The organism is Pseudomonas solani, from assembly GCF_026072635.1.
In the GTDB taxonomy this organism is placed as follows: Bacteria; Pseudomonadota; Gammaproteobacteria; order Pseudomonadales; family Pseudomonadaceae; genus Metapseudomonas; species Metapseudomonas solani.
The window spans coordinates 5,725,078-5,747,636 of record NZ_AP023081.1; the positions used below are offsets into that span (position 1 = coordinate 5,725,078).

Consider the following 22,559-nt stretch of genomic DNA (forward strand, 5'->3'; position numbering starts at 1 on the left):
CGGCCCCGGCGGCACGCGTCAGAGCGCCTGGCGGGCCTCAGCCTGCTGGGCGCTGGCGAGCTTGATGATGCGCCGGCTGCTGCTGCCGGCCTGGAGCAGCACCATGTCTTCGAACACCTGCTTGCCGAGGCGGAGCACGGCGCCGAGGTCCTGGTAATCCCCATGATTGAGGCCGGCCACGGTGAAGTGCTCGTGGGTCGCGGGGTTGTGCACCATCAGGTTGAAGGTGCCATCGGTGAGCGTCCTGCTCTCCACCTTGCAACTGGGGATGGCACGTGCGAGCAACAGATCCAGTTCCTTGCCAGACAATGCAGCCTTCATCGCTTCACTCCTTGTTACGCCTTATGCCGGCCTCGTGAATTCGGGCCGTGCCCTATGCCGTGGGTCAGAGCATGCGCACCGGGAATACCGATGTGCCGTCCGCCCCCTTTGGCGATGGCCGTTCGACCATCACCTCGAAAATCGCCTTGTCCAGGCTGGGGTCCAGGGGCTCCAGTTCGATCAATCGCGTGCGGTTCCAATTCTCCGGTGTCGCACCCTCGATGCTGATATGGCCGCAAAGCCCATCCAGCGCAGCCCAGCCATCGAACTGCAGCACGCCGAAGTCCAGGGTCACGGAGCGGCGATCGAGCCGCACGGCTCCCTCGGCGAGCGCGGGGGAGTACAGGGTCAGATGTGCAAGCGAAGTGATCATCCTGATACCTCCAGAAGCCTTGAAAACAGGCCTGGAAAAGGTCCGAAACACCCCAGGGGAGCACTAGCGGCTAGCGATAAACATGCCAGTAGAAGTTATTCCGCCGTTCTTGCAGATCAGCGGCCTTTTTCACGATAAAAGTTGTACGTCTCGATATCGCGCTGATGGCAAACAACCCAAAAGACCGGTGAACCGGTGCACTTCAAACAGGTATTACCTGTGCAACTTGCACGAGCAAAATGCACGATTCGGGCAACTTGCAATGCGTCTGGAGTGCGAGGGGTTCAATGTGGTGCGTCGTGCGCGACAGGGGTGCAGGGCGCGATCCTGCAATATCGGCTGATCACCGCCTTTTCGACCCAATACGGCGCCTGCGGGGATGTACGCCACGTTCATACAGCACCTGGAAGAGCCACCCCTAACAACTCCAAAGACATATCGGCAACTGTTGCTCATCAGCAGAAACAACCTGATATCAACGCGGCATCTCGATGATATTAAAAACATTCCAACAGACGAACGGGCCCGTCCGCCCCCCTATTCAAGCTGAACTCACACGGCCTCCCGGCCTTCTCAGTTACTACTCACGTGTATACCAACTTGAGGCCCGGTCGCTGCGGCATGCGTCGGGCTTATTTTTTGGATGGATCAACTTGTACTTGGATGTAGCCATGGCGTTTCAACCTTCCGGCGAAGAGTTGCAGAAGAGGCTGGATGCACGGCTGGACAGCCATATGTGCGTGGTGAAGTTTCGCGACGATGAGGTGGTGCTCTCCCTCCGTGACCTGCGCAGCGGGCAACTGACCGTCGTCTCCGGCCTGTTCCCCCGGCACTGGGCGAGCCGCGAGCAGTTCGACACACTCTGCGGGCCGCTGATCGATGAACTGGAGCGGATGCTGGAAAACGCCACGGACGCCAATGACGAAGAGCGGCTCGAAGGCTTCTGAGCCCGCCCGGCATCGCCATGCACAAAGATCGGAACCTGTGCGGCGTAGCCCTGCTCTATAGGTGCTTGGGAGGCGCCTGCGTGCGCGAACGGCGATAAGACCGTCGATTTGGAATGAACTGGAGATCTACATGGGCTGTTATCACATTTCCCCGACGGACAAGGGGTGGGAATTGCGCAAGGAAGGTGCAACGCGCCCGTCGAAGACCGCCAGCGAACGATCCGAGCTGCTCGATTGCATCGGCAACTTCATGCAGAACCGTGCGGGGACGGTAAAGGTGCACAGCGAAGACGGCAGTGTCGAACAGGAGCTGCGCTACCCGCCCGCCCGCCGCTTTCACGACCAGGCGAGCGGCTAGCGCCGCGGTCAGGACCGCGAGATACCGGTCAGGGTGATGCCGTAGCGCTTGAGCAACTGCATCGCCGGCTCGCTGCTGGGGTCCTCGCTCTCCGCGAACTCACCGGCCTGCAGATTCGCGCGGGCCCACTCCAGCAGTTCGCGGTTGGCATCTTCCATGTCGGGTTTGCTCGTCGCCTTGCTGTCCAGCGTCGCGGTGTTGTTGTCCTTGCTGTAGGTGATGGTCCAGTGCGCCATGACGATGACCTCCGTTGGCGGGTATACCTGAGCTGACTGGCACAAGCGCCCGCGAGTTCATTGCAATCCCTCCTTTCCCGACTTGAACTTTCCTCCTGCCGCTTCCCTCGAAATGCCATCGACGCCGCCGCTTCGCTGCACGCTCGGCGCCATTCACGTCGCTTTCGCAACAGGAGGCTTGGTCCAGGGATGATCCCGCCGCATACCCCGTCACCGATGAATACCCGCATGGCCCCCGGCCTTCTGCTGGCCGCCGTGCTGCTCGCCGGCTGCCAGGAACACGAGGCACCCAAGCCGGTGCAGCGCGTGCTGGTGCAGAGCATCGAGGCCGCCGACTTCAGCGCCGAGGTGCGCCTCACCGGCGACATCCAGGCCCGCGTCGAAGCGCAACAGGCCTTCCGTGTCGGCGGCAAGATCATCGAGCGCCTGGCGGACGTGGGCGATCAGGTCAAGGCCCAGCAAGTGCTGGCGCGCCTCGACCCGCAGGAGCAGCTCAGCAACCTCGACACCGCCAATGCCGCCGTGGAAGCCCAGCGCGCCCAGCTCAAGGAGGCCGAACTGAACTTCGAGCGGCAACGCAAGCTGCTGCCCAAGGGCTACACCAGCCAAAGCGAATTCGACCAGGCCCAGGCGCAGCTGCGCGCCACCCGCAGCGCCCTGGAAGCGGCCGAAGCCCAGGCCGCCAACGCCCGCGACATGCTGGCCTACACCGAGCTCAAGGCCTCCGCCGATGGGGTGATCACTACCCGCCACGCGGAAGTCGGCCAGGTGGTGCAGGCCACGGTGCCGATCTTCACCCTGGCCCGTGAAGGCGAGCGCGATGCGGTGTTCAACGTCTACGAATCACTGTTCGACCAGCAGCTGGAGAGCCAGGACGTGGTCGTCGCCCTCCTCGGCCAGCCGGACATCAGCGCCAAGGGCCAGGTGCGCGAAATCACCCCCACCATCGACCCGCAGAGCGGCACCCTCAAGGTCAAGGTGGCGCTGGAGCAGGTGCCGCCACAGATGAACCTCGGCGCCGTGGTCACCACGCTGCTCAGGCCCCGCAGCGGCGATGGCGTGTTACTGCCCTGGTCGGCGCTGTCCAAATCCGGGCGCCAGCCGGCGGTGTGGCTGGTGGACACGGAGCAGCGGGTATCGCTGCACAAGGTCGGCGCGGTGCGCTACGCCAGCGGCAAGGTGCTGGTGGGCAAGGGCCTGGAAGCGGGCCAGAAGGTGGTGATCGCCGGCGGCCAGCTGCTGCACCCCGGCCAGCGCGTGGAAATTGCCCGGGCCGAACAGGCGGCAGAGCCCGACAAGGCCGCCGCCGTGCGTGAGGACCAGGCCGCGCCGCAGCCCCAGGTCGAAGGGAGCGTGCCCCATGAATGACGCCACCCGCCGCGCCTGCCTGCTGCCCCTGGCCGCCCTGCTCCTCGCCGGCTGCGGCGAGAAGGAACAGCCACCACCACCGCCCCGCCCGGTGCTCAGCCTGGTGGTGCAGAGCCAGCACCAGCAGAGCGTCGGCCACTTCGCCGGCACCATCCAGGCGCGCTACGAAACCACCCTGGGCTTCCGCACCAACGGGCGTATCGCCTCCCGCGCGGTGGATGTCGGCGACAAGGTGGCCGAGGGCGCCCTGCTCGCCACCCTCGACCCCACCGACCAGCAGAACCGCCTGCGTGCCAGCGAGGGCGATCGCGCCAGCGCCGAAGCGCAGTGGATAGACGCCCAGGCCGACGCCCGCCGCCAGGAGGAGCTGTTCACCCGGGGCGTTGGCGCCAAGGCCAACCTCGACGCGGCCCGCACCCGCCTGAAGACCACCCGCGCCAGCCTCGACCAGGCCCGCGCCGCAGAACAGCAGGCCAGCGACCAGCTCGCCTACACCCGCCTGACCACCGATTTCGACGGCGTGGTCACCGCCTGGCGCGCCGAGGCCGGCCAGGTGGTCGCCGCCGGCCAGGAGGTGGTGACCCTGGCCCGCCCGGAAGTGCGCGAAGCCGTGTTCGACCTGCCGGACGACCTCGCCGGGGCCATCCCCGAAGACGCCCGCTTCACCGTGGTCGCCCAATTGCAGGGTGAGGCCAGCACCACCGGCCACATCCGCGAAATGGCGCCCCAGGCCGACGCGGCCACCCGGACCCGCCGGGTGCGCCTGAGCCTGGAGCAGACCCCGGAAAGCTTCCGCCTCGGCACCACGGTGCGGGTGGAGCTGAGCAGCCCCGTGGCACCCCGCGTCAGCCTGCCCGCCAGCGTGCTGGTGCGCGCCGAGCCCGGCGCCCCTGAGGATCGTGGGCAGGTCTGGGTGGTGGACGAGAACGCCGCCGTGGTGCACCGCCGCGAGGTGCAGGTGCTGCGCCGCGAAGGCGATCGCGTGCTGATAGGCAAGGGCCTCGCCGACGGCGAGCGGGTGGTCAGCGCCGGGGTCAACAGCCTCAAGGAAGGCCAAGCGGTGAAACTGGATGAAGGGGATCGGCCATGAGTGATGCCAAGGGCGGCTTCAACCTCTCGGAATGGGCGCTGCGGCACCAATCCTTCGCCTGGTACCTGATGGCCGTGGCGCTGGTGATGGGGGTGTTCTCCTACTTCGAGCTGGGCCGCGAGGAAGACCCGGCCTTCACCATCAAGACCATGGTCATCCAGACCCGCTGGCCCGGCGCCACGGTCAACGACACCCTGGAACAGGTCACCGACCGCATCGAGAAGAAGCTGGAGGAACTGGACAGCCTCGACTACGTGAAGAGCTACACGCGCCCGGGGGAATCCACCGTCTTCGTCTACCTCAAGGACACCACCGACGGCACCGAGATCCCCGACATCTGGTACCAGGTGCGCAAGAAGATCGACGACATCCGCGGCGAATTTCCCCAGGGCCTGCAGGGCCCGGCGTTCAACGACGAGTTCGGCGACGTCTACGGCAGCCTCTACGCCTTCACCGGCGACGGCCTCAGCTACCGCCAGCTGCGCGACTACGTCGAGCGCGTGCGCCTGGACATCCGCAGCGTCAAGGACCTGGGCAAGGTGCAGCTGATCGGCGAGCAGGACGAGGTGTTCTACCTCAACTTCTCCACCCGCAAGCTGGCCGCCCTGGGCCTCGACCAGCGCCAGGTGATGCAGAGCCTGCAGGCACAGAACAGCGTCACGCCCTCGGGGGTGATCGAGGCCGGCGCCGAGCGCATTTCGGTGCGCACCTCCGGCGAATTCCGCACCCAGGCGGACCTGGAGGCGGTGAACCTGCGCATCAACGACCGCTTCTACCGCCTGGCCGACCTGGCCAGCATCCAGCGCAGCTACCAGGACCCGCCCACCTCGCTGTTCCGCTTCAACGGCGAGCCGGCCATCGGCCTGGCCGTGGCCATGCGCGACGGCGGCAATATCCAGACCTTCGGCGCGGCGCTGCATGCGCGCATGCAGGAAGTGACCAACGAGCTGCCCATCGGCGTCGGCGTGCACCAGGTGTCGAACCAGGCCGAGGTGGTGGAGAAGGCCATCGGCGGCTTCACCAGCGCGCTATTCGAGGCGGTGATCATCGTCCTGGTGGTGAGCTTCATCAGCCTCGGCGTGCGCGCCGGCCTGGTGGTGGCCTGCTCGATTCCCCTGGTGCTGGCCCTGGTCTTCGTGTTCATGGAGTACAGCGGCATCACCATGCAGCGCATCTCCCTCGGCGCCCTGATCATCGCCCTCGGCCTGCTGGTGGACGACGCCATGATCACAGTCGAAATGATGGTCACCCGCCTGGAGCTGGGCGATTCGCGGCACGACGCCGCCACCTACGCCTACACCTCCACCGCCTTCCCCATGCTCACCGGCACCCTGGTCACCGTGGCCGGCTTCGTGCCCATCGGCCTCAACGCCAGCTCGGCGGGCGAATACACCTTCACCCTGTTCGCGGTGATCGCCGTCGCCCTGTTGCTGTCGTGGATAGTCGCGGTGCTTTTCGCCCCGGTGATCGCCGTGCACGTGCTGCCCGCCACGCTCAAGCACAAGGAAGAGAAGAAGGGCCGCATGACCCGCCTCATGGACCGCGGCCTGCGCCTGGCCATGGGGCACCGCTGGGCGACCATCCTGCTCACCGTGGCGCTGTTCGGCGGCTCGCTGTTCCTCATGCAGTTCGTCCAGCAGCAGTTCTTCCCCTCCTCCGACCGCCCCGAGCTGCTGGTGGACCTGAACCTGCCGCAGAACAGCAGCATCGCCGAGACCCGCGCGGTGATGGACCGCTTCGAGGCCAAGCTCAAGGGCGATGACGACATCCAGCGCTGGAGCTCCTACATCGGCGAAGGCGCGGTGCGCTTCTACCTGCCCCTCGACCAGCAACTGCAGAACCCCTACTACGGCCAGCTGGTGATAGTCGCCAAGGACATGGACGCCCGGCAGCGCCTGTCCGCCCGCCTCAAGCAGCGCCTGCGCGACGAGTTCGTCGGCATCAGCGGCTACGTGCAGCCCCTGGAGATGGGCCCGCCGGTGGGCCGGCCGATCCAGTACCGGGTCAGCGGCCCGGACATCGACAAGGTGCGCGACTACGCCATGGCGCTGGCCGCGCGGCTGGATGCCAACCCCAACGTCGGCGAGATGATCTACGACTGGAACGAGCCCGGGCGCGTGCTGAAGATCGACATCGCCCAGGACAAGGCGCGCCAGCTGGGCCTCTCCTCCGAGGATGTGGCGCAGATGATGAACGGCGTGGTCACCGGCGCCACCATCACCCAGGTGCGCGACAGCATCTACCTGGTCAACCTGGTGGGCCGCTCCGCCGAGGGCGAACGCAACTCGCCGGAGACCCTGGAAAACCTGCAGATCGTCACCCCCAACGGCACCTCCATCCCGCTCAAGGCCTTCGCCACCGTGGGCTACGAACTGGAGCAACCGCTGGTGTGGCGCCGCGACCGCAAGCCCACCATCACCCTCAAGGCCAGCGTCCACGGCGACATGCAGCCCACCGACCTGATGGCCAGGCTCAAGCCCGAGGTGGACGACTTCGCCGCCAAGCTGCCCGCCTCCTACCGCATCACCCCCGGTGGCACGGTGGAAGAAAGCGGCAAGGCCCAGGGCCCCATCGGCCGGGTGGTGCCGCTGATGCTGTTCCTCATGGCCACCTTCCTGATGATCCAGCTGCAAAGCGTGCAGAAGATGTTCCTGGTGGCCAGCGTGGCGCCCCTGGGGCTGATCGGCGTGGTGCTCGCGCTGCTGCCCACCGGCACGCCGCTGGGCTTCGTGGCCATCCTCGGGGTACTGGCGCTGATCGGCATCATCATCCGCAACTCGGTGATCCTGGTGACCCAGATCGACGAGTTCGAACGCGAGGGCGCCAACCCCTGGGACGCGGTGATCGAAGCCACCCACCACCGCACCCGGCCCATCCTCCTCACCGCCGCGGCCGCCAGCCTGGGCATGCTGCCCATCGCCCGCGAAGTGTTCTGGGGCCCCATGGCCTTCGCCATGATCGGCGGCATCATCATCGCCACCCTGCTCACCCTGTTCTTCCTCCCCGCCCTCTACGTCGCCTGGTATCGCATCCACGAACCTGACGATGACACGCCCCCGGCCCAAAACCCGCAGGAGGCGTAGGGGCGACTTCAGTCGCCCAGCGGCGCGCAGCACCGCCGTAAGGTGGACCACGCTCCATCGGTCCACCATTCGGTGCCATGCCGGGTACCCCTGGTGGATGAAAAAAGCGTCATCCACCCTACAGACGTGCACCCGCAAGGTCCGAGACAGGGAAGGTTGTAGGGGCGTCTTCAGTCGCCCAGCGGTGCGCAGCACCGCCGTAGGGTGGACCACGCTCCATCGGTCCACCATTCGGCGCCATGCCGGGTACCTCTGGTGGATGAAAAAAGCGTCATCCACCCTACAGGCGTGCACCCGCAAGGTCCGAGACAGGGAAGGTTGTAGGGTGGGCCGGGCGGCGCTCCGCCTCAGCCCACCAGCACCGCACAAGCGCTTCGCGAGCGGAGCTCGCTCCTACGGGACTGTGCCTTGGCACACACCCGTGGGAGCGAATTCATTCGCGATGGGCCGACTCAGGCGTTGCGATGCAGCTCGGCCAGCTTGGCGGCGGCCTCTTCGATGCGCGCCTTGAGCGCTTCGATCTCGTCGCGGCGTTCGGCGATCACCCGTTTCGCCGGGCACTGCCCCGTGAGGCCACGGGCGAGTACCACGCCCCCGGTGCCGGCGCGCAGCCAGCCCACCAGGCCACCCTGGCGCAGGCCTGTGCCGACCATCACCAGGCCACCGGCGATGCACAGGAAGCGTTCCCAGCCCTCGACGTTATGGGGGCGGGCAGCGTTTTCGCGGGACTGCGGTTCGAAAGCGACCATGGTGTTCTCCTGGCTCTATGGGGTTGTAGTAACGACTGGCCAGGCGCGTGCGGGGTTCAGAGTGCTGGACGAGCGGAGCGCGGCGCCGCCGGAAAGCGACGGCGCCGCAGGGGTCACACGGGTTTATGGCCGTGGTCGAGGCTCTGGTCCACCAGCCAGCGACCGTGGGCCAGGGACGCCCGCCGGGCGCTGTCTTCCTCGGCGAGGAAGGCGGAGTTGGCGGGCAGTGGGATGCGCCGGGTGCGGCTGCCATCGGGCGCGGTGATGTGCAGCCCGCCGGCCCAGGGCGTGGGAATGCCCGGGTGCTCGATCAGGTGCGCGGTGATGATGTGATCGCGGTGGGTGAGCTGGTTGCTGCTGTTCATGGCTGTGCCTCCATTCGCGGGGCGGCCGCCTGGATTCAACGGCCGCTCCCTCGCAGGTGGATGCCCGACGGGCATGCGGACCTTCACCTTAGCGCAGGCCCGCCTCCTGCCCACCCGGCCCGACGAAACGCATCGCCACGGGGCGCAGCGAAAGCCTTCTCTCCACCCCGCCCCATGGGTAATCTCCCGCCACCACCCGCCGGAGCCACCATGGAACTGCACATCGTCATCAATGGCCGCAAGGACCTCGCCCAGCAGCTCTACCGCCAGTTGCGCGACGCCATCGAGGACGGCCGCCTCGCGAGCGGCGCCCGGCTGCCACCGAGCCGCCTGCTGGCCGAGCAACTGGGCATCTCGCGCAAGACGGTGGCCGACACCTACGCCCAGCTCACCTACGAGGACTACCTGGTGGGCCGCATCGGCAGCGGCACCTTCGTCAACGCCCGGGCGGCAACGCGGGTGCGCAGCCGCTTCGCCTCGGAACTGGCCGAAGCGGACTTCATCCGTCACTGGCAGGACGTCCCCATCCCCTTCCGCCACCCGACCCTGGAAGGCACCCTGCGCTACGACTTCATCGGCGGCGCCACCGCACGCAGCCAGTTCCCCCATGACGACTGGCGCCGCTGCACCCAGCACGCCCTGCGGCAGATGGCCTCCGCCCGTGGCTTCTACGGCCAGCCGGAAGGGGTGGAAGCCCTGCGCCAGGCCATCGCCCGGCACATCAGCTTCGCCCGTGGGGTGCGTTGCACGGGGGATGATGTGATCGTCTGCAGCGGTGCCCAGCAGGCCCTGGACCTGCTCGCCCGGGTCATGCTGCAACCCGGCAGCGTCGTCGCCATGGAAGACCCCGGCTACACCCCGGCGCGCCTGCTGTTCGGCATCCAGGGCGCCCAGGTGGCGAGCATCCCGGTGGACGCCGAAGGCATGCGTGTGGACGCCATCCCCGATGGCACGCGGCTGATCTACGTCACCCCCTCGCACCAGTTCCCCCTGGGCATGCCCATGAGCCCGGCACGACGCGAGGCGCTGCTGCAGCGGGCGCGCGAACTCGGCGCCATCGTCATCGAAGACGACTACGACAGCGAGTTCCGCTACGAAGGGCGCCCCACCGATTCCCTGCAAAGCATGGACGAGCACGGCGTGGTGGCCTATGTCGGCACCTTCTCCAAGACCCTGCTGCCGGAGCTGCGCCTGGGTTACGCCATCCTCCCCGGCGTACTGCTGGAGCCGCTGATCAAGGTCAAGCAGATCACAGACTGGCACAGCTCCACCCTGCCCCAATGGGCCCTGGCCAAGTTCATCGATGAAGGCTCGCTGCACAAGCACATCCGTCGCTGCCACGCCGTCTACAGCAGCCGTCGCGAACGCATCCTGGCGCGGGTGGCGGGGGATCTCGCGCCCTGGTTCGACGCCGTGCCGGCAGTGGCCGGGGCGCACATGGCGCTGCTGTGCAAGGTGCCGATCGACCTGCCGCTGCTGATGGAGCAGGCGCGCAAGGTCGAGGTGGGGCTCTACCCGCTGGCGCCCTTCTATCACCAGCAAGCCCCCCAGTCCGGCCTGCTGCTGGGTTTCGGCGCCATCGAAACCCTGGATATCGACCCGGCCCTGGACCGCGTGCGCGACATCCTCCTGCGCATCGCCTGAAGCCCGCATGCTGTCAATGCGACAGCATTCGAGTCATCCCGACAACAGGTCGATATGACCGCACCCGCCTGCAGCCCAGTGACTGCGGGCGGCTGGCGCTGGCACGAAAACTGACAGGTAAAGGCAATTCCACTCGCTCACCGGAGGTGAGACATGCTTTTCGTCAGTGCCGGCCGCCACCAGCGGCTGCAACAGCAGAACCAGGCCCTCCTCGCCCGCCTCGACGCCGCAGAACACGAAGCCACGCAACTGCGTGATGCCCTCCAGGCCAGCCGCGACGACACCCGGCTGCAAACGGACCTCGCGTTCTACAAGGGCCTGGCCGGCAACCTGCTGAAATTCGGCCGCTCCATCGGCCATGTCGGCGACTCCTTCAGTTACCTCAACGCCCGCCTGGACGACAACCACCAGCGCGCCCAGGACGTCGCCAGCGCCGCCATCCACAACAAGCTCAAGTTCGGCGTGCTGCAGGAGCAATCCCAGCGCATGGAAAACGGCCTGGCCACCCTCAACCAGCGCATCTCGGAACTGGTGCAGCGCGCTGGCGAGATCGACCGCATCGTCGGCCTCATCGGCAGCATCGCCAGCCAGACCAACCTGCTGGCCCTCAACGCTGCCATCGAAGCGGCCCGCGCCGGCGAATCCGGTCGCGGCTTCGCCGTGGTCGCCGGGGAGATCCGTGACCTGGCCGAGAAAACCGCCAGCGCCACCCAGGACATCGTCCGCGAAACGGCGGACATCCAGGCGGTGATCCACACCGCCCAGGACGAGATCCGCCTCCACGTCGACAGCGCCAACCACTTCCACACCATGACCACCGAAGCCAGCAGCGCCATGCTCGACGTCCACGGCCAGGCCCAGCGCATGCACCACGAGATCGGCCAATCCTTCTTCCGCGCCGGCATCGAACTGGCCAACCTCGCCGAGCTCTCGCTCAAGGCCTCGGTCTACGACGCCATCCTCAGCGGCGAACCGGACGCCAGCACTCTGCCGACCGAGGAACAATGCCCCTTCGGCCGCTGGTACTACGGCAACGGCAACGCCGCGCTGCGCGGCAACCTCCAGTTCCGCCTGATCGAACGCCCCCACGAACAGGTTCACCACGCCGGCGCCGCCGCCATCGACGCCTTCGCCCAGGGCCGGCTCGACACCACCCTCGAGCAGCTGGCGCTGATGGAGGACTCCAACGTCGAGGTGATGGACATCGTCAAGAAGGTCCTGGCGGAGCATGAGAAGGGCTTGCAGGTGCCGGCCCGAAGCTCGGCGGCGGCCCCCTTGCTGAGAGTTGTCGGCGCCGATTGACAGCCGCACAAGCCCCCCAGCACTATCGACGCCATGAACGCATCCGCACGCCGTACCACTACTACCACTACCACCGCCATGTGCGGGGCGAGTGGGTGTGCGTAGCGGATAACGCAAGGAACCCCAAAGGCCCCGCCAGCGATGGACGGGGCCTTTTCTTTTGCCCCGGCGGCGCTGGCATTCAAGGAGAAATGCCATGCACGACCCGCGCAAATCCGCCCTGCTGATCATCGACATGCAGGTGGCGCTCTATGAAGGACCGGACAAGCCCTGGCAGGCCGAGCTGCTGCTGACCCGGGTCAACCAGTTGATCGCCCGTGCCCGCGCTGCCGGTGCGCCGATCTTCGCCGCACGCTTCGCCGGGCCGGAAGGCTCGCCGGTGGCGCCAGGCAGCAAGGGCTGGGCACTGCACCCGCGCCTGGAGGTGGACCCTGCCCGCGACCGCATCTTCGACAAGAACCGCCCCAGCTGCTTCTCCGGCACCCGCCTGGACGACTGGCTGCGCGATGCCTCCATCGGCGAGCTGGTGGTCGTGGGCATGAAGACCCAGTACTGCATCGACAGCACCTGCCGCGCCGCCGCCGACCTGGGCTACCGCGTGGTGCTGGCGGAAGACGCCCACAGCTGCATGGACACCCCCGCGCTGGACGCCGCCGCGATCATCCGCCATCACAACCTGACATTGTCGGGGCCGTTCGCCCGATTGGTGAAGACCGATGATGTGAGTTTTCTCTGAGGCTCCCGGGCTACGGCCCGGGCGACCATTCTGGGCTCGCAGCGCTTCCCCGTATCGGTGGTGTAACAGGTCAGGCGGTTTACGAGCTTTTCCCTATAAGCCCATCGCAAACGGTGCTAGCAGCCGGCACTTCGCGCCTGCGGAGTGCTTGCCAAGCGGGATGAGGGCTCTGAAAATCCAAAGGGCAACCAGCCGGGAGTGAGGGAGTCGGCGTCTTTCAAGGAGGAAAGCATGCCTAGCTATTTTTCCATGTTCGTCGCCCTCGTCCTGGGCGGCCTGCTTCCGCTCGGTATCTTCATCGGTCGCAGCAACATTCGCGCGCGGCGCTACGAGATCATCAGCGATCTGGAGAACCTGTTCGGCTTCGCCCGCCGTGAGGCCGGCGACCCGCTGATCATCCCCTCCTTCGAGCTGGTCAAATACAAGTACAGCCCCGTCGACCTCCATGAACCCAACCCACTGCTGAAGAAGCGCGCACGGCCCTACGACTACGTACTACCGGTATTCCTCTACGTGTTCACCTCCACGCTGGGAATTCTCGCGGTCATGGCGGAGCCGGCGGCGTTCAACCAGGCCGCGCTGTTCCTCGAAGGCCCCATGGCGGACCAGAGTCGTCACTTGCTCTCGGTGATCTGCTTTGCCTTTCTTGGCGGCTACATCTGGAGCGCGCAGTACCTGATTCGCCGGGTGGCGAATTTCGACCTGTCACCCATTTCGTTCTTCCGCTCCACACTGCACCTTGTTCTCGGCGTACTGGTGGCCACGGTGCTCTACCGTGGCCAGATCTTCCATGCGCTCAACGCGGACAGGTTCGCCATCGCCCTGGCATTTCTGGTGGGCATGTACCCGGCACTGTTCATCGATGTCGTGATCGCCAAGTTCTCCTGGATCCGGCTCAAGCGCGTCAGCGAGCACAGCCGCGCCCTGCAGGAGGAGTTGCCCCTCGACGTGATACTCGGCATCGACGCCTTCATGAAGTTTCGCCTGGAGGAGTTCGAGATAGAGGATGTGCAGAACCTCGCCACCATCAACCCGATCCAGATATTCGTCGAGACGCCCTACGGGCTCTACGAGGTGATCGACTGGGTAGCTCAAGCACAGCTGATCCTGGCCGTCGGCCCAGAGAAGACGCTGCAGCTGCGGCAGATCAACATCCGCACCATCTTCGATCTGGAAAAGATGCTCGACAGCCCTGTGCTCAAAGCCCGCCTGCTGAGAATCCTGGACCCGGACAGCACATCGACGGCAATGCCGCCGGCCGGCACGCCGCCACTGTCCCTGCCCTCACGGCAACGTCGAAAAGGGCACGGTGAAGTGGCCCTGGACCTGAGCGATCAGGTCGAAGCCCTGGTCTCGGTGATCCGCGATGACCTGCATGTCAAACGGCTACGGCAGATATGGGATGTGATCGCCAGCAAAGTGGATGAACGTCCCAAAGAACCTCTGCGCCAAAGCGGACCCGAGAAAATAGCCAGCCTGGTCGGCCGGCGCCACAGGTAGAACTCAATGAACGGTAGTGCCCCTTGAGTGAGGACGAATCAACTCACGGAGGTCCGTCAGACTCCGCTGGATCATGACGAACGCTTCTTCGCCGTCGTAGCGCATGCTCGACTCGTGATAACGGTAATCACTGGCGACACGTACGGAAGAAAGCCAATTGAAAGAGCCGACCGTGAGCCATTGTTCATCGACCAGCAAGAGCTTGCTGTGAACGCACTGTCCCTGACTATCACAGTACTTCGCCCCTGCTGCCTCGAGGTCGTCAATGCACTCGCCGAAGTCTTTCCGAGAGCCCGCTAGACGGCTGTTGGAGATCACGACAACGTTTACACCCCTCTGGCATGCGTGTCGTATCTGCTCCTCTATCGCATCGGCCTTCAGGGCGCTTCGAGACAGGTAAGGGGACACGATGATCAGCCTGCGACGGGCACCTTCAAAAGCTGATCGCAGTGTCTTCCGGTGTCCTTCGAGGTCCCTGATCAGTACGGTCGGAGCAAGCCCCATGGATGGCGTCAGAAGCTCGACATCGACATCCTTCAGCTCGTGCTTCTCGTTTTCCAGAAGGAACCGTCCCATGACAGATGCAGGGTTGCTGTGCCCCGGCTGAAACAGATGCATGTTGCCAAACACCAGGAATGCATCCTGAGCACGTGACACAGCGACGTTGAGCAACGAGCCGTAATCCTTATCAAACATCGTACTCCCCGGTGCCGTGCCAACGCCGTATGTAGGGGAGAAGATCACCAGGCGCCGTTCTGCGCCCTGCAGACTGTGCACGGTGCCAACCGTGATGCCATGTCCACTCCCCAGGTGCTCATCCAGTGCCCGCCTGACTGCATGGCTCTGAGCAGCAAAGGGTGTGATCACCGCCACCAGTTCACCGAACTGCTTGCCCTCACTTGCGAATGCCGCTTCGATTTCGCTTCTGCGGCGTCTCAGCCAGCGAGCGATGGCCTGAGCCTCGACCAGATTACGGCGGCTTTTCCCGACCCGCTCGTCCCGTGCAGCCAGGTGGACATAGCCCAAAGTCGGAGAGAACAAGCGGCTCCCGTCGTCATCACGGCAAGGTTGCAGCAAGTTCTGATAAACAAGGGCATTACTGATTGCAATGATCTCCGGCCAGCATCGGCGATGCTCGCAGAGAAACATTCCAGAACCACGCTGCGGGTGTTTTGCAAAGGGCGTTGCCTGCTGAGCAATCTGCATCACATTGCCGCTTGAGGCCGCCATGCCGGTTTTCCGAAAACCTTCCCAGCCTGCTTGGAGAAGGCCATAACGGTGCGCGTTAGACCTATCGATGCTGGCTGGCAGGCCATGAACGGGAGAGATCTGATTCACATCGCCCACCACCAATGCACGCTTGGCCAATGCGAAGGCCGGCATACCGATTTCAGGCGGCACTTGCCCAGCCTCGTCAACAATCAGTAGATCCATACGTCCGAACATCGGTTGCACGACGCCACTCCATCCCGTGTAGCGCGAAGGCAAGCTGTGCAGGGTCGCAACCGAACAGGGGTACAGTTTGGCCAGGCGTCGGTATTGCAGCTCGAGCCTGTCCGCCGATTTACTGTCCTCCACCTTGCGGTATTTTTTCAGCAACGCATCCACTTCCATCAGGTAGCGCGCTTCCCAATAGTGGGTGGCCAGCTTGAAGGCCTCGAAACGTGGACCTACATCCAGGGCCGATTGCACACCCTCAAGGCTGAGGCGCTTGGATTTGCCACAGAAATCGCTCAAGAAACTCAGCAGCTCACGGAGGGTTTCCATCGTTTTACGATGCAGATCATGTTCTGCCTGAGCCTGAACCTGCCGATGAGCTATCGCTTTGATTCGCTCGGTCAACCAGCCACCGCATGTTTGGCGCAAATCCATCTCAAGCAAGTGCTGGGCAATCCAGTCATGGCTTTGCATGACCGTCGCCCGAAATAGTTCATCACGACGGCGCCGAGATGTGGTGATACCAAGACGGGATAACAGCCCTATCCACCAGCTCTCATCATGGCAGTGCTGCTGCCATGCAAGGTTGATGGCGTGCCAGTGCTTCTTCTGCTCGATAAGTCGCTCAAGATTGGTCTGAGAGCTTTCGAGCAGTGCTCTTGTAGACTGCTCCAGCGCCAGGATGCGCTCCGTTGTAGGAGGCAGGCCCTTGCAGAGCCGAGTCAGCGTGATGAGCTTGCGCATCACCACGGTGATCATGTCGCATCGCTGCTTCAAACGGGCATGCAACGCCGCCGCCACGCTCTCGAGGGTAGGTGCCGCCAGTTCGCCCAGGGCCTGCTGAGCCTTGCTCAGAAAGCTGCGGCGAGCGCTCTCTAATCCCTCTACCGTTTCGAACGACTTGGCTTCGTAGCTCGAATCTTTCGCCATGCCCTTGAGCATGTGAACAGGAAAACTGAAGGTGTTGTTTTCCCGGCTCTTTGCTGGCAGGTACAGGCCGTAGCTTTTCACGTCATCGAGCCAACGCCCGGCCAGTTCGCCCGCCGGCTCCTTAACCTTGGCAAATGCCTCAAGGATGTTCACCACCGCCTGATTGTTCGTGGAGCTAGCGACTATTAATGGCGGTTCGCTTTTCTCTAGCGCTCTGCGCACCCACAGCGATGCAATCACACTCAGTAGCAAGGTGGTCTTCCCGGTCCCGGGAGGTCCATCTACCGCCGTGACGGCGTCGGGCAGAGCAAAAAAATGCGCCAGCGATTCCCGTTGCGAGTCGGACAGTCCGTAGCGAGACTCCATCTGCCCAAGGTGTTCAGTGCCGAGGTCCAGCTGGGCCTCCAGCTCGAGCAAAGGGCGTTGTACGGCGGCCTCCATAAGGGAAGCAAGGAGCGGGGTCTTCGCCTGAGCTCCGCTGTCCTTGCGCAATTCACCGACCAAAGCCTGGATGTGCTGAGTAGCCCCTCTGTTTCCATCAGCGAGGGCAATGCCAGCATTCTCCTGCAATTCGTATTGTTCGATCTCCAGCGTCCCCCAGTCGTACCCGGAGACTTGCTGCAACAGGTCGTGGGTGACCTTCAACAAGGCATGCCAATTGTCTGGTTGCTGTGGCAACTGGGAGCGTGCCTTATCCAGATCATCGAGGGCGCCAATGGATACAGGCAGAAAGGTAGGCTCGAGTAAATTCCTGGGAATCGACGGTAGGCAGTCTTTTTCATCCAGAGCAAGACTGCCATCGGGGCTCAAGAGTGCATTGAAGAATATCGGTGCGATCTGTTCAGGAAGCTTTTTATCGAGCTCCGCGTGCTCGGCACGACGCCCATAGACCAGAGGGAAAAGCGTCACCCGCACCGGCCATTTCTCTTCCTCGACTCGAGTGTCTCTGCTTTCCTTGCTTTTACGTGCCGCGTGCATTTTCCGGGCTGCCAGCTCTGACAGCCGTCCCTGCAAAATGTCATCCAGGCTCAGTTCTCGACAAAGCCCGGAGAGGTCCGGCATTAAATTCTGAGCATCAGCAAGTGATGCCGCTATGTAATCCAAGACGCTGACAGTCCTTTGCACCTGCGCTCTCCAACGATGGTCCCGAGCAGGCGATTATTCCATGGCTGCCTTCGCAAGCAAAAAACCGATCGCCTCCCGCTGCAGAACCACCGCTCCACCCGGTGGGAGCAAGGGCTTTAAAGTACCGCGCCCGACCGCCTTCACCCCAACAACGACGCCACCGTGCGCTCACCCAGGGCCGGGCCGATGCTCATGCCGAGGCCGGTGTGCATCAGCACGGCGGTGACGCCGGGGATGGCCTTGAGCACCGAGAACGGGCCGGGGCCACGGGCGCCGTAGACGCCCTGCCAGCGCTCGAGCACCTGCAGGCGGGTGCCGAGGGTGTGTTCGGCGAGGTCGAGCATCAGGTTGTCCACGGCTTCGGCGTTGAAGGGCGAGGCGTCGCGGCCGTAGTCGTGGGAGTCGCCGATGATCAGCTCGCCATAGGGCGTGGGGCTGACCAGCAGGTGGATGCCGTGCTGCTCCAGCTCGGGCGTGTGCTGCTCGATCTGGCCACGGATGGCCTCGGCTTCCGGCAGGTCGGAGAAGGCGCCGTAATGCACGCAGCTGAGGCCGGTGAGCACGGCGTGCTGCAGGCCGATGTCCACCGCCGGGCGTGCGCGAAGCATCTGCAGGCGGCAGACGCTGGGCTGCAGCGGGGCGATCTGCTCGGCCAGCAGGGTCAGGTAGTCGTGGCCGGAACAGACGATGATCTGCTCGGCGCGGCAGCTGCCGGCGCTGGTGTGCACGCGGTTCTGCTCGACGTCGCGCACCAGGGTGGAAAAATGGAAGGTCACGCCCAGCTCGTCGCGCAGGTAGTTCACCAGTGCTGGGATGGCTTCGCGGGAATACAGCTGTTGGTCGTCCAGGCCGTGCAGGGCCACGCGGTGGTGGCTGAACTGGCCCTGGTAGAGGTCGTGCAGGCGCTCGCCACGCAGCAGTTCGACACGGTAGCCGTGCTCGATGGCGCGGGTGGCGCAGAAGGCCTCCAGCAGTTCCTCTTCCGCTTCGGTGCGGGCGAACAGCAGGGAGCCGTTGCGGCGGATATGGAATCCGGCCACCTCAGCCAGCTCGGCCCAGATCGTCCGCGCCTCACGGGCCAGGGCGAACATGGGGCCGGGGGCCTGGCCGGTGATCAGGGCCTGGCCGAAGTTGCGCACCGAGGCGCCCAGGGGCCGGTCGCTGCGTTCGAACACGCTGACCTTGAGGCCGCGCCGGGCGGCGGCATAGGCGTGGGACAGGCCGAGGATGCCGGCGCCGACGATGGCGATATCGGTGTCTTGGATGGGCATGGAGTTCTCCAGGAAAACAGTGCCGCCCCTGCCCTCCCCACAACCCTCTCCCCGCTGGGAGAAGGTGTGGAGCGGGTGGGAGCGGAGGTCGGGCTTGTTACTGCGGCAATTTCTCGGACTTACCGTCGTAACGCTTGCGCCACTCGGCCAGGATGCTGTCGCGGTTCTTCGACGCCCAGGCGAAGTCGTTCTTGATCAGGCGCTGCTCGTAGTCGGCAGGCAGTTCGGTCTGCGGCTTGGCGATGCCCGGCTGGGCGAGAACGGCGAAGTTCTCCTTGTACAGCTCCATGGCGGCGGGGCTGGCGGAGAAGTCGGCGAGTTTCTTCGCGGCCTCAGCGTGTTGGGTGCCCTTGATCACGCCGGTGGCTTCGATTTCCCAGCCCAGGCCTTCCTTCGGCAGGACGATGTCCAGCGGCGCGCCCTGGCGCTTCAGCTGCACGGCCGGGTATTCGAAGGAGATGCCGATGGGGAACTCGCCAGCGGCGGCCAGCTTGCACGGCTTGGAGCCGGAATGGACGTACTGGCCGATGTTCTGGTGCAGGTCATCCATGTACTGCCAGCCCTGCTTCTCGCCGAAGGTCTGCAGCCAGGCGCTGACGTCGAGGAAGCCGGTGCCCGAGGACGCCGGGTTCGGCATCACGATCTTGCCCTTGTATTCCGGCTTGGTCAGGTCCTGCCAGCTCACCGGCTTTTCCAGGCCCAGCTTCTCGGCTTCGACGGTGTTGAAGCAGATGGTGGCGGCCCACACGTCCATGCCCACCCAGGCCGGCGGGTTGGCGGCGTCGCGGTAGTTGGCGCCGATGGCGTCCAGGTGCTTGGGTGCGTACTTCTCCAGCATGCCCTGCGCATCGAGGATGGCCAGGCTGGAAGCAGCCAGGCCCCACACGGCGTCGGCCTGGGGACGGTCTTTCTCGGCCAGCAGCTTGGCGGTGATGATGCCGGTGGAATCACGCACCCACTTGATCTCGATATCCGGGTTTTCCTTCTCGAACGCCTTCTTGTAGGCACTCAGCTGCTCGGCTTCCAGGGCGGTATAGACGGTCAGCTCGGTGGCGGCCTGGGCCTGCAGGGAGAACCCGGCGACGACGGCGGCAGCGAGGGCGAGACGCTTGAACATGTGGAGCTCCTTGGTTGGTGTGCTGGGGTCAGGTTTGGCTTGCTGTGGTTATGCGTTGGCGGGGGTTTCGCCCTGCGCAAGGCGTGCGTTGATCAGGTCGATCACGCCCGGCAGATCGGCGATGGTGTCGATCAGGTAGTGCGGGCGGCTCGACGCGAACAGCGCGTCGATGCGAGCGCGCTCCTCGGCCAGGCGCGCGGCCGGCAGGGCCTGGTAGGCGTCGAAATCCAGGCCGAGGAAGTTGCCGGAGAAGCGCAACGCCACGGTCCACATGCCGGCGCTGCGGCCTTCGAGGATGCCCGGCTCGGTGTCGTCCACCTTCACGCAGGCGGCGACGTCGTCCAGCCCCAGGGCGATGACGTTGGCCAGCGCCTGGGCCGGGCTCGGGCGGCCCTTGGGTACTTCATCGGTGGCGACCACGTGGTCCGGGCGGTAGCCGGCTTCGGCGGCCAGCTCCACCACCTTGTCCATCACCACCTTGGGGTAGCCGGAGCAGGTGCCGATCTTCAGGCCCCTGGCGCGCAGGGCGGCGATGGCCTCCAGGGCGCCGGGGATCAGCGCCGAATGCTCACCGACCTTGGCGATCTGCAGGGGCATGAAGCGCTCGTAGAGTGCGGTCACGTCCTCATCCGTCGGCAGGTGGCCGAAGCGGCGTTCGAAGCGTGCGGCGATGGCCGGCACGTCGCACAGGGTGCGGATGTGGTCCCACTTGCCCATGCCCATCGGGCCGCGCGCCTCCTCGAGGCTGATCTCCACATAGAAGCTGGCGAAGGCCTCGACGAAGATCCGCGTCGGCGCGAAGGAGCCGAAGTCGACCACGGTGCCGGCCCAGTCGAGGATGGCGGCCTGCAGGTAGGTGGGGGTCTGGTAATGCATGGTGTTCTCCGTGGATCAGTGGCCGGGCGCGGTCTGGCGCCAGGCCTGGGAGCGGCGCAGCAAACCGCGCGAGGCCCCGGCCAGCAGCAGCGAGACGGCGGCCGAGGTGAGCAGGATCAGGGTGGACATGGCAGCCGCGCCGCCGACGTTGCCGGCGTCGTCCATGTTCAGCACGGCGACGGCGGCGAGCACGCTGTCCGGGCTGTAGAGGAAGATCGCGGCGGACACGGTGGTCATGGCCGAAACGAACAGGTAGCGGACGATGTCCAGCAGCGCCGGCAGGCAGATGGGCAGCGTCACCTTCAGGTAGTGGCGGTACAGGGGCATCTTCAGCGACAGGGCGGCGGCTTCGAACTCGCCGTCCAGCTGACGCAGCGCGGTGGTGGCGGTCATCTGCGCGGTGGTGAGGAAGTGCGCGATGGAGCAGACCACCAGCAGCGCCATGCTGCCGTAGAGGCCGTGCAGGGGGTTGGCCGGCAGGTTGAAGAAGAAGACGTAGCCCAGGCCGAGCACCAGCCCGGGCACCGCCATGGGCACGAAGCTGAGCATGCGCAGCAGCTGGTTGAGGCCGGCCTGGCCGCGGGTCTTCTCCATCAGGTAGGCGCCGGTGAAGATCAGCGCGCCGCCGAACAGCGCGGTGCAGCTGGCCATGGTCAGGCTGTTGCGATAGGCCAGCCAGCCGCCACCGGCGCTCTCTTCGAAGGCGTAGTGACGCAGGGACAGCGACAGGTTGTAGGGCCAGAACTTCACCAGCGACGAGTACACCGCCATGCCCAGCACCGCCAGCAGGGCGAGGCAGACCAGCAGCACCAGGGCCAGGAAGCAGGCGTCGCGCAGCCGCGAGGGTTTCGGGTGATAGACCTGGGCGCGACCGCTCATGGAGTCGCCCTGGCCGCGGCGCAGCCAGGCATCGACGCCGAAGCTGAGCAACGCCGGCAGCAGCAGGATCATGCCGATCAGCGCGCCCCGGCCGAATTGCTGCTGGCCGACCACGGCCTTGTAGGCCTCAAGCGCCAGCACCTGGTAGTCGCCGCCCACCACCACCGGCACGCCGAAGTCGGTGATGCACAGGGTGAACACCAGGCAGAAGGCGGCGAACACGCCCTGGCGGGTGGCCGGCCAGGTGATGCTGCGGAAGGCCTTCCAGGGCCCGGCGCCCATGCTGGAGGCAGCGTCGAACAGGCGTGCATCGGCCAGGGACAGCGCCGACAGCAGGATCATCAACGCATGGGGGAAGGTGTAGATGGCCTGGCCGAGGACGATGCCCCAGAAGCCGTAGATGTTGTCCGGCAACAAGCCGCGCAGCAGGCCCTGGTTGCCGAACAGGTAGATCAACGCGATGCCCGGCAGCATCGACGGCGCCAGCAGCGGCAGCAGGGAAATGCCCCGCCACAGGCCCTTGGCCGGAATCAGCGTGCGTTGCAGCGCATAGGCGAAGAGGTAAGCCAGCGGCACCACGATGGCGGCGACGCTGAGGGACACCTTGAGGCTGTTGCCCAGCAGCCAGTGGAAGTTGGCGCTGGCCAGCAGCTCACGCGCCGCCACCAGGCCACCGCCCTGCCCGGCTTCACCGCTGAAGCCGCGCCAGAAGATGGCCGCCAGGGGCAGCAGCACGGCAAAGGTCAGCAGCACCAGGAGCAGCAGCTTGCCGCCCACCACGAACAGGCGGTCACCCAGATCGCTGCGTGCGGCCCGCACTGGAGCGGTCTTGAGCGATGCCGGCATTTCCAT

The 22,559-nt window shown here is 65.2% G+C and carries 19 protein-coding genes and 1 pseudogene; 10 read left to right on the forward strand and 10 right to left on the reverse strand.

The genetic code is table 11. The features are described 5' to 3' along the window. Positions 1-18: 18 nt before the first annotated feature. Together PSm6_RS25850 and PSm6_RS25855 are read right to left on the reverse strand one after the other, a co-directional pair. Positions 19-321 carry a hypothetical protein gene (locus tag PSm6_RS25850; RefSeq protein WP_021221856.1) on the reverse strand — a complete coding sequence of 101 codons (303 nt, stop codon included), beginning with the start codon at positions 319-321 and terminating at the stop codon, positions 19-21. Positions 322-385: 64 nt separating this feature from the next. Then, positions 386-694, reverse strand: coding sequence for a hypothetical protein (locus tag PSm6_RS25855; protein ID WP_021221855.1), 309 nt, complete (start codon positions 692-694; stop codon positions 386-388). 671 nt (positions 695-1,365) lie between these two features. Here PSm6_RS25855 and PSm6_RS25860 point away from each other — a divergent pair. Together PSm6_RS25860 and PSm6_RS25865 are read left to right on the forward strand one after the other, a co-directional pair. Then, the gene (locus PSm6_RS25860) at positions 1,366-1,641 is read left to right on the forward strand and encodes a hypothetical protein (RefSeq protein WP_148304376.1); all 276 of its coding nucleotides are present in this window, start codon (positions 1,366-1,368) and stop codon (positions 1,639-1,641) included. Positions 1,642-1,771: 130 nt separating this feature from the next. After that, positions 1,772-1,999, forward strand: coding sequence for a DUF2188 domain-containing protein (locus PSm6_RS25865; RefSeq protein ID WP_021221853.1), 228 nt, complete (start codon positions 1,772-1,774; stop codon positions 1,997-1,999). An 8-nt stretch (positions 2,000-2,007) separates the two neighbouring features. Here the strand turns inward: PSm6_RS25865 and PSm6_RS25870 are convergent, their stop codons facing one another. Continuing rightward, complete coding sequence (locus PSm6_RS25870; RefSeq protein WP_263402597.1) at positions 2,008-2,235, reverse strand: hypothetical protein; 228 nt, start codon at positions 2,233-2,235, stop codon at positions 2,008-2,010. 216 nt (positions 2,236-2,451) lie between these two features. Here PSm6_RS25870 and PSm6_RS25875 point away from each other — a divergent pair, with 216 nt between their 5' ends. From PSm6_RS25875 to PSm6_RS25885, 3 genes are read left to right on the forward strand one after another with little or no spacing between them, the layout of a single operon-like run. Beyond that, entirely contained in the window at positions 2,452-3,603 is a 1,152-nt protein-coding gene (locus PSm6_RS25875; RefSeq protein WP_286672682.1) for an efflux RND transporter periplasmic adaptor subunit, read from the forward strand. Continuing rightward, a complete protein-coding gene (locus tag PSm6_RS25880) occupies positions 3,596-4,693 on the forward strand; it encodes an efflux RND transporter periplasmic adaptor subunit (RefSeq protein ID WP_021221850.1) in 1,098 nt (365 codons plus the stop codon). The genes PSm6_RS25875 and PSm6_RS25880 overlap by 8 nt, the downstream gene beginning before the upstream one ends. Next, positions 4,690-7,776: an efflux RND transporter permease subunit gene (locus PSm6_RS25885; protein ID WP_265168647.1), complete on the forward strand. Its 3,087-nt coding sequence runs from the start codon at positions 4,690-4,692 to the stop codon at positions 7,774-7,776. Before PSm6_RS25880 ends, PSm6_RS25885 begins: the two co-directional genes overlap by 4 nt. A gap of 452 nt (positions 7,777-8,228) precedes the next feature. On the opposite strand, the gene PSm6_RS25890 is transcribed toward PSm6_RS25885, so the two are convergent. Both PSm6_RS25890 and PSm6_RS25895 read right to left on the reverse strand, forming a co-directional pair. Further along, positions 8,229-8,525 carry a YgaP family membrane protein gene (locus tag PSm6_RS25890; RefSeq protein WP_021221848.1) on the reverse strand — a complete coding sequence of 99 codons (297 nt, stop codon included), beginning with the start codon at positions 8,523-8,525 and terminating at the stop codon, positions 8,229-8,231. Positions 8,526-8,638: 113 nt separating this feature from the next. Beyond that, on the reverse strand, positions 8,639-8,890 hold the full coding sequence (locus tag PSm6_RS25895) for a hypothetical protein (protein WP_021221847.1): 252 nt from the start codon (positions 8,888-8,890) through the stop codon (positions 8,639-8,641). Positions 8,891-9,100: 210 nt separating this feature from the next. Here PSm6_RS25895 and pdxR point away from each other — a divergent pair, with 210 nt between their 5' ends. From pdxR to PSm6_RS25920, 5 genes and pseudogenes are all read left to right on the forward strand, one after another. Continuing rightward, positions 9,101-10,534, forward strand: a complete 1,434-nt coding sequence (pdxR, locus tag PSm6_RS25900; protein ID WP_265168650.1) for a MocR-like pyridoxine biosynthesis transcription factor PdxR — start codon at positions 9,101-9,103, stop codon at positions 10,532-10,534. A gap of 486 nt (positions 10,535-11,020) precedes the next feature. After that, positions 11,021-11,356: pseudogene (locus tag PSm6_RS30675) on the forward strand (methyl-accepting chemotaxis protein); the annotation flags it as partial. Between the two features lie 42 nt (positions 11,357-11,398). Beyond that, positions 11,399-11,836 carry a CZB domain-containing protein gene (locus PSm6_RS30680; RefSeq protein ID WP_265170574.1) on the forward strand — a complete coding sequence of 146 codons (438 nt, stop codon included), beginning with the start codon at positions 11,399-11,401 and terminating at the stop codon, positions 11,834-11,836. A gap of 196 nt (positions 11,837-12,032) precedes the next feature. Continuing rightward, positions 12,033-12,572: a cysteine hydrolase family protein gene (locus PSm6_RS25915; RefSeq protein ID WP_021217452.1), complete on the forward strand. Its 540-nt coding sequence runs from the start codon at positions 12,033-12,035 to the stop codon at positions 12,570-12,572. 249 nt (positions 12,573-12,821) lie between these two features. Beyond that, positions 12,822-14,072 (forward strand): hypothetical protein, encoded by a 1,251-nt coding sequence (locus PSm6_RS25920; protein WP_021217453.1) that lies wholly within the window; start codon positions 12,822-12,824, stop codon positions 14,070-14,072. Positions 14,073-14,075: 3 nt separating this feature from the next. Here the strand turns inward: PSm6_RS25920 and PSm6_RS25925 are convergent, their stop codons facing one another. The 5 genes from PSm6_RS25925 to PSm6_RS25945 form a co-directional block, all read right to left on the reverse strand. Beyond that, positions 14,076-17,543, reverse strand: coding sequence for an AAA domain-containing protein (locus tag PSm6_RS25925; protein WP_265168652.1), 3,468 nt, complete (start codon positions 17,541-17,543; stop codon positions 14,076-14,078). A gap of 161 nt (positions 17,544-17,704) precedes the next feature. Next, positions 17,705-18,835 carry a TIGR03364 family FAD-dependent oxidoreductase gene (locus tag PSm6_RS25930; RefSeq protein WP_021217454.1) on the reverse strand — a complete coding sequence of 377 codons (1,131 nt, stop codon included), beginning with the start codon at positions 18,833-18,835 and terminating at the stop codon, positions 17,705-17,707. A gap of 97 nt (positions 18,836-18,932) precedes the next feature. Continuing rightward, complete coding sequence (locus PSm6_RS25935) at positions 18,933-19,952, reverse strand: putative 2-aminoethylphosphonate ABC transporter substrate-binding protein (RefSeq protein ID WP_021217455.1); 1,020 nt, start codon at positions 19,950-19,952, stop codon at positions 18,933-18,935. A gap of 48 nt (positions 19,953-20,000) precedes the next feature. Next, positions 20,001-20,828: a phosphonoacetaldehyde hydrolase gene (gene phnX / locus PSm6_RS25940; protein ID WP_265168655.1), complete on the reverse strand. Its 828-nt coding sequence runs from the start codon at positions 20,826-20,828 to the stop codon at positions 20,001-20,003. Between the two features lie 15 nt (positions 20,829-20,843). Then, a complete protein-coding gene (locus PSm6_RS25945; RefSeq protein ID WP_265168656.1) occupies positions 20,844-22,553 on the reverse strand; it encodes a putative 2-aminoethylphosphonate ABC transporter permease subunit in 1,710 nt (569 codons plus the stop codon). Positions 22,554-22,559: the final 6 nt, after the last annotated feature.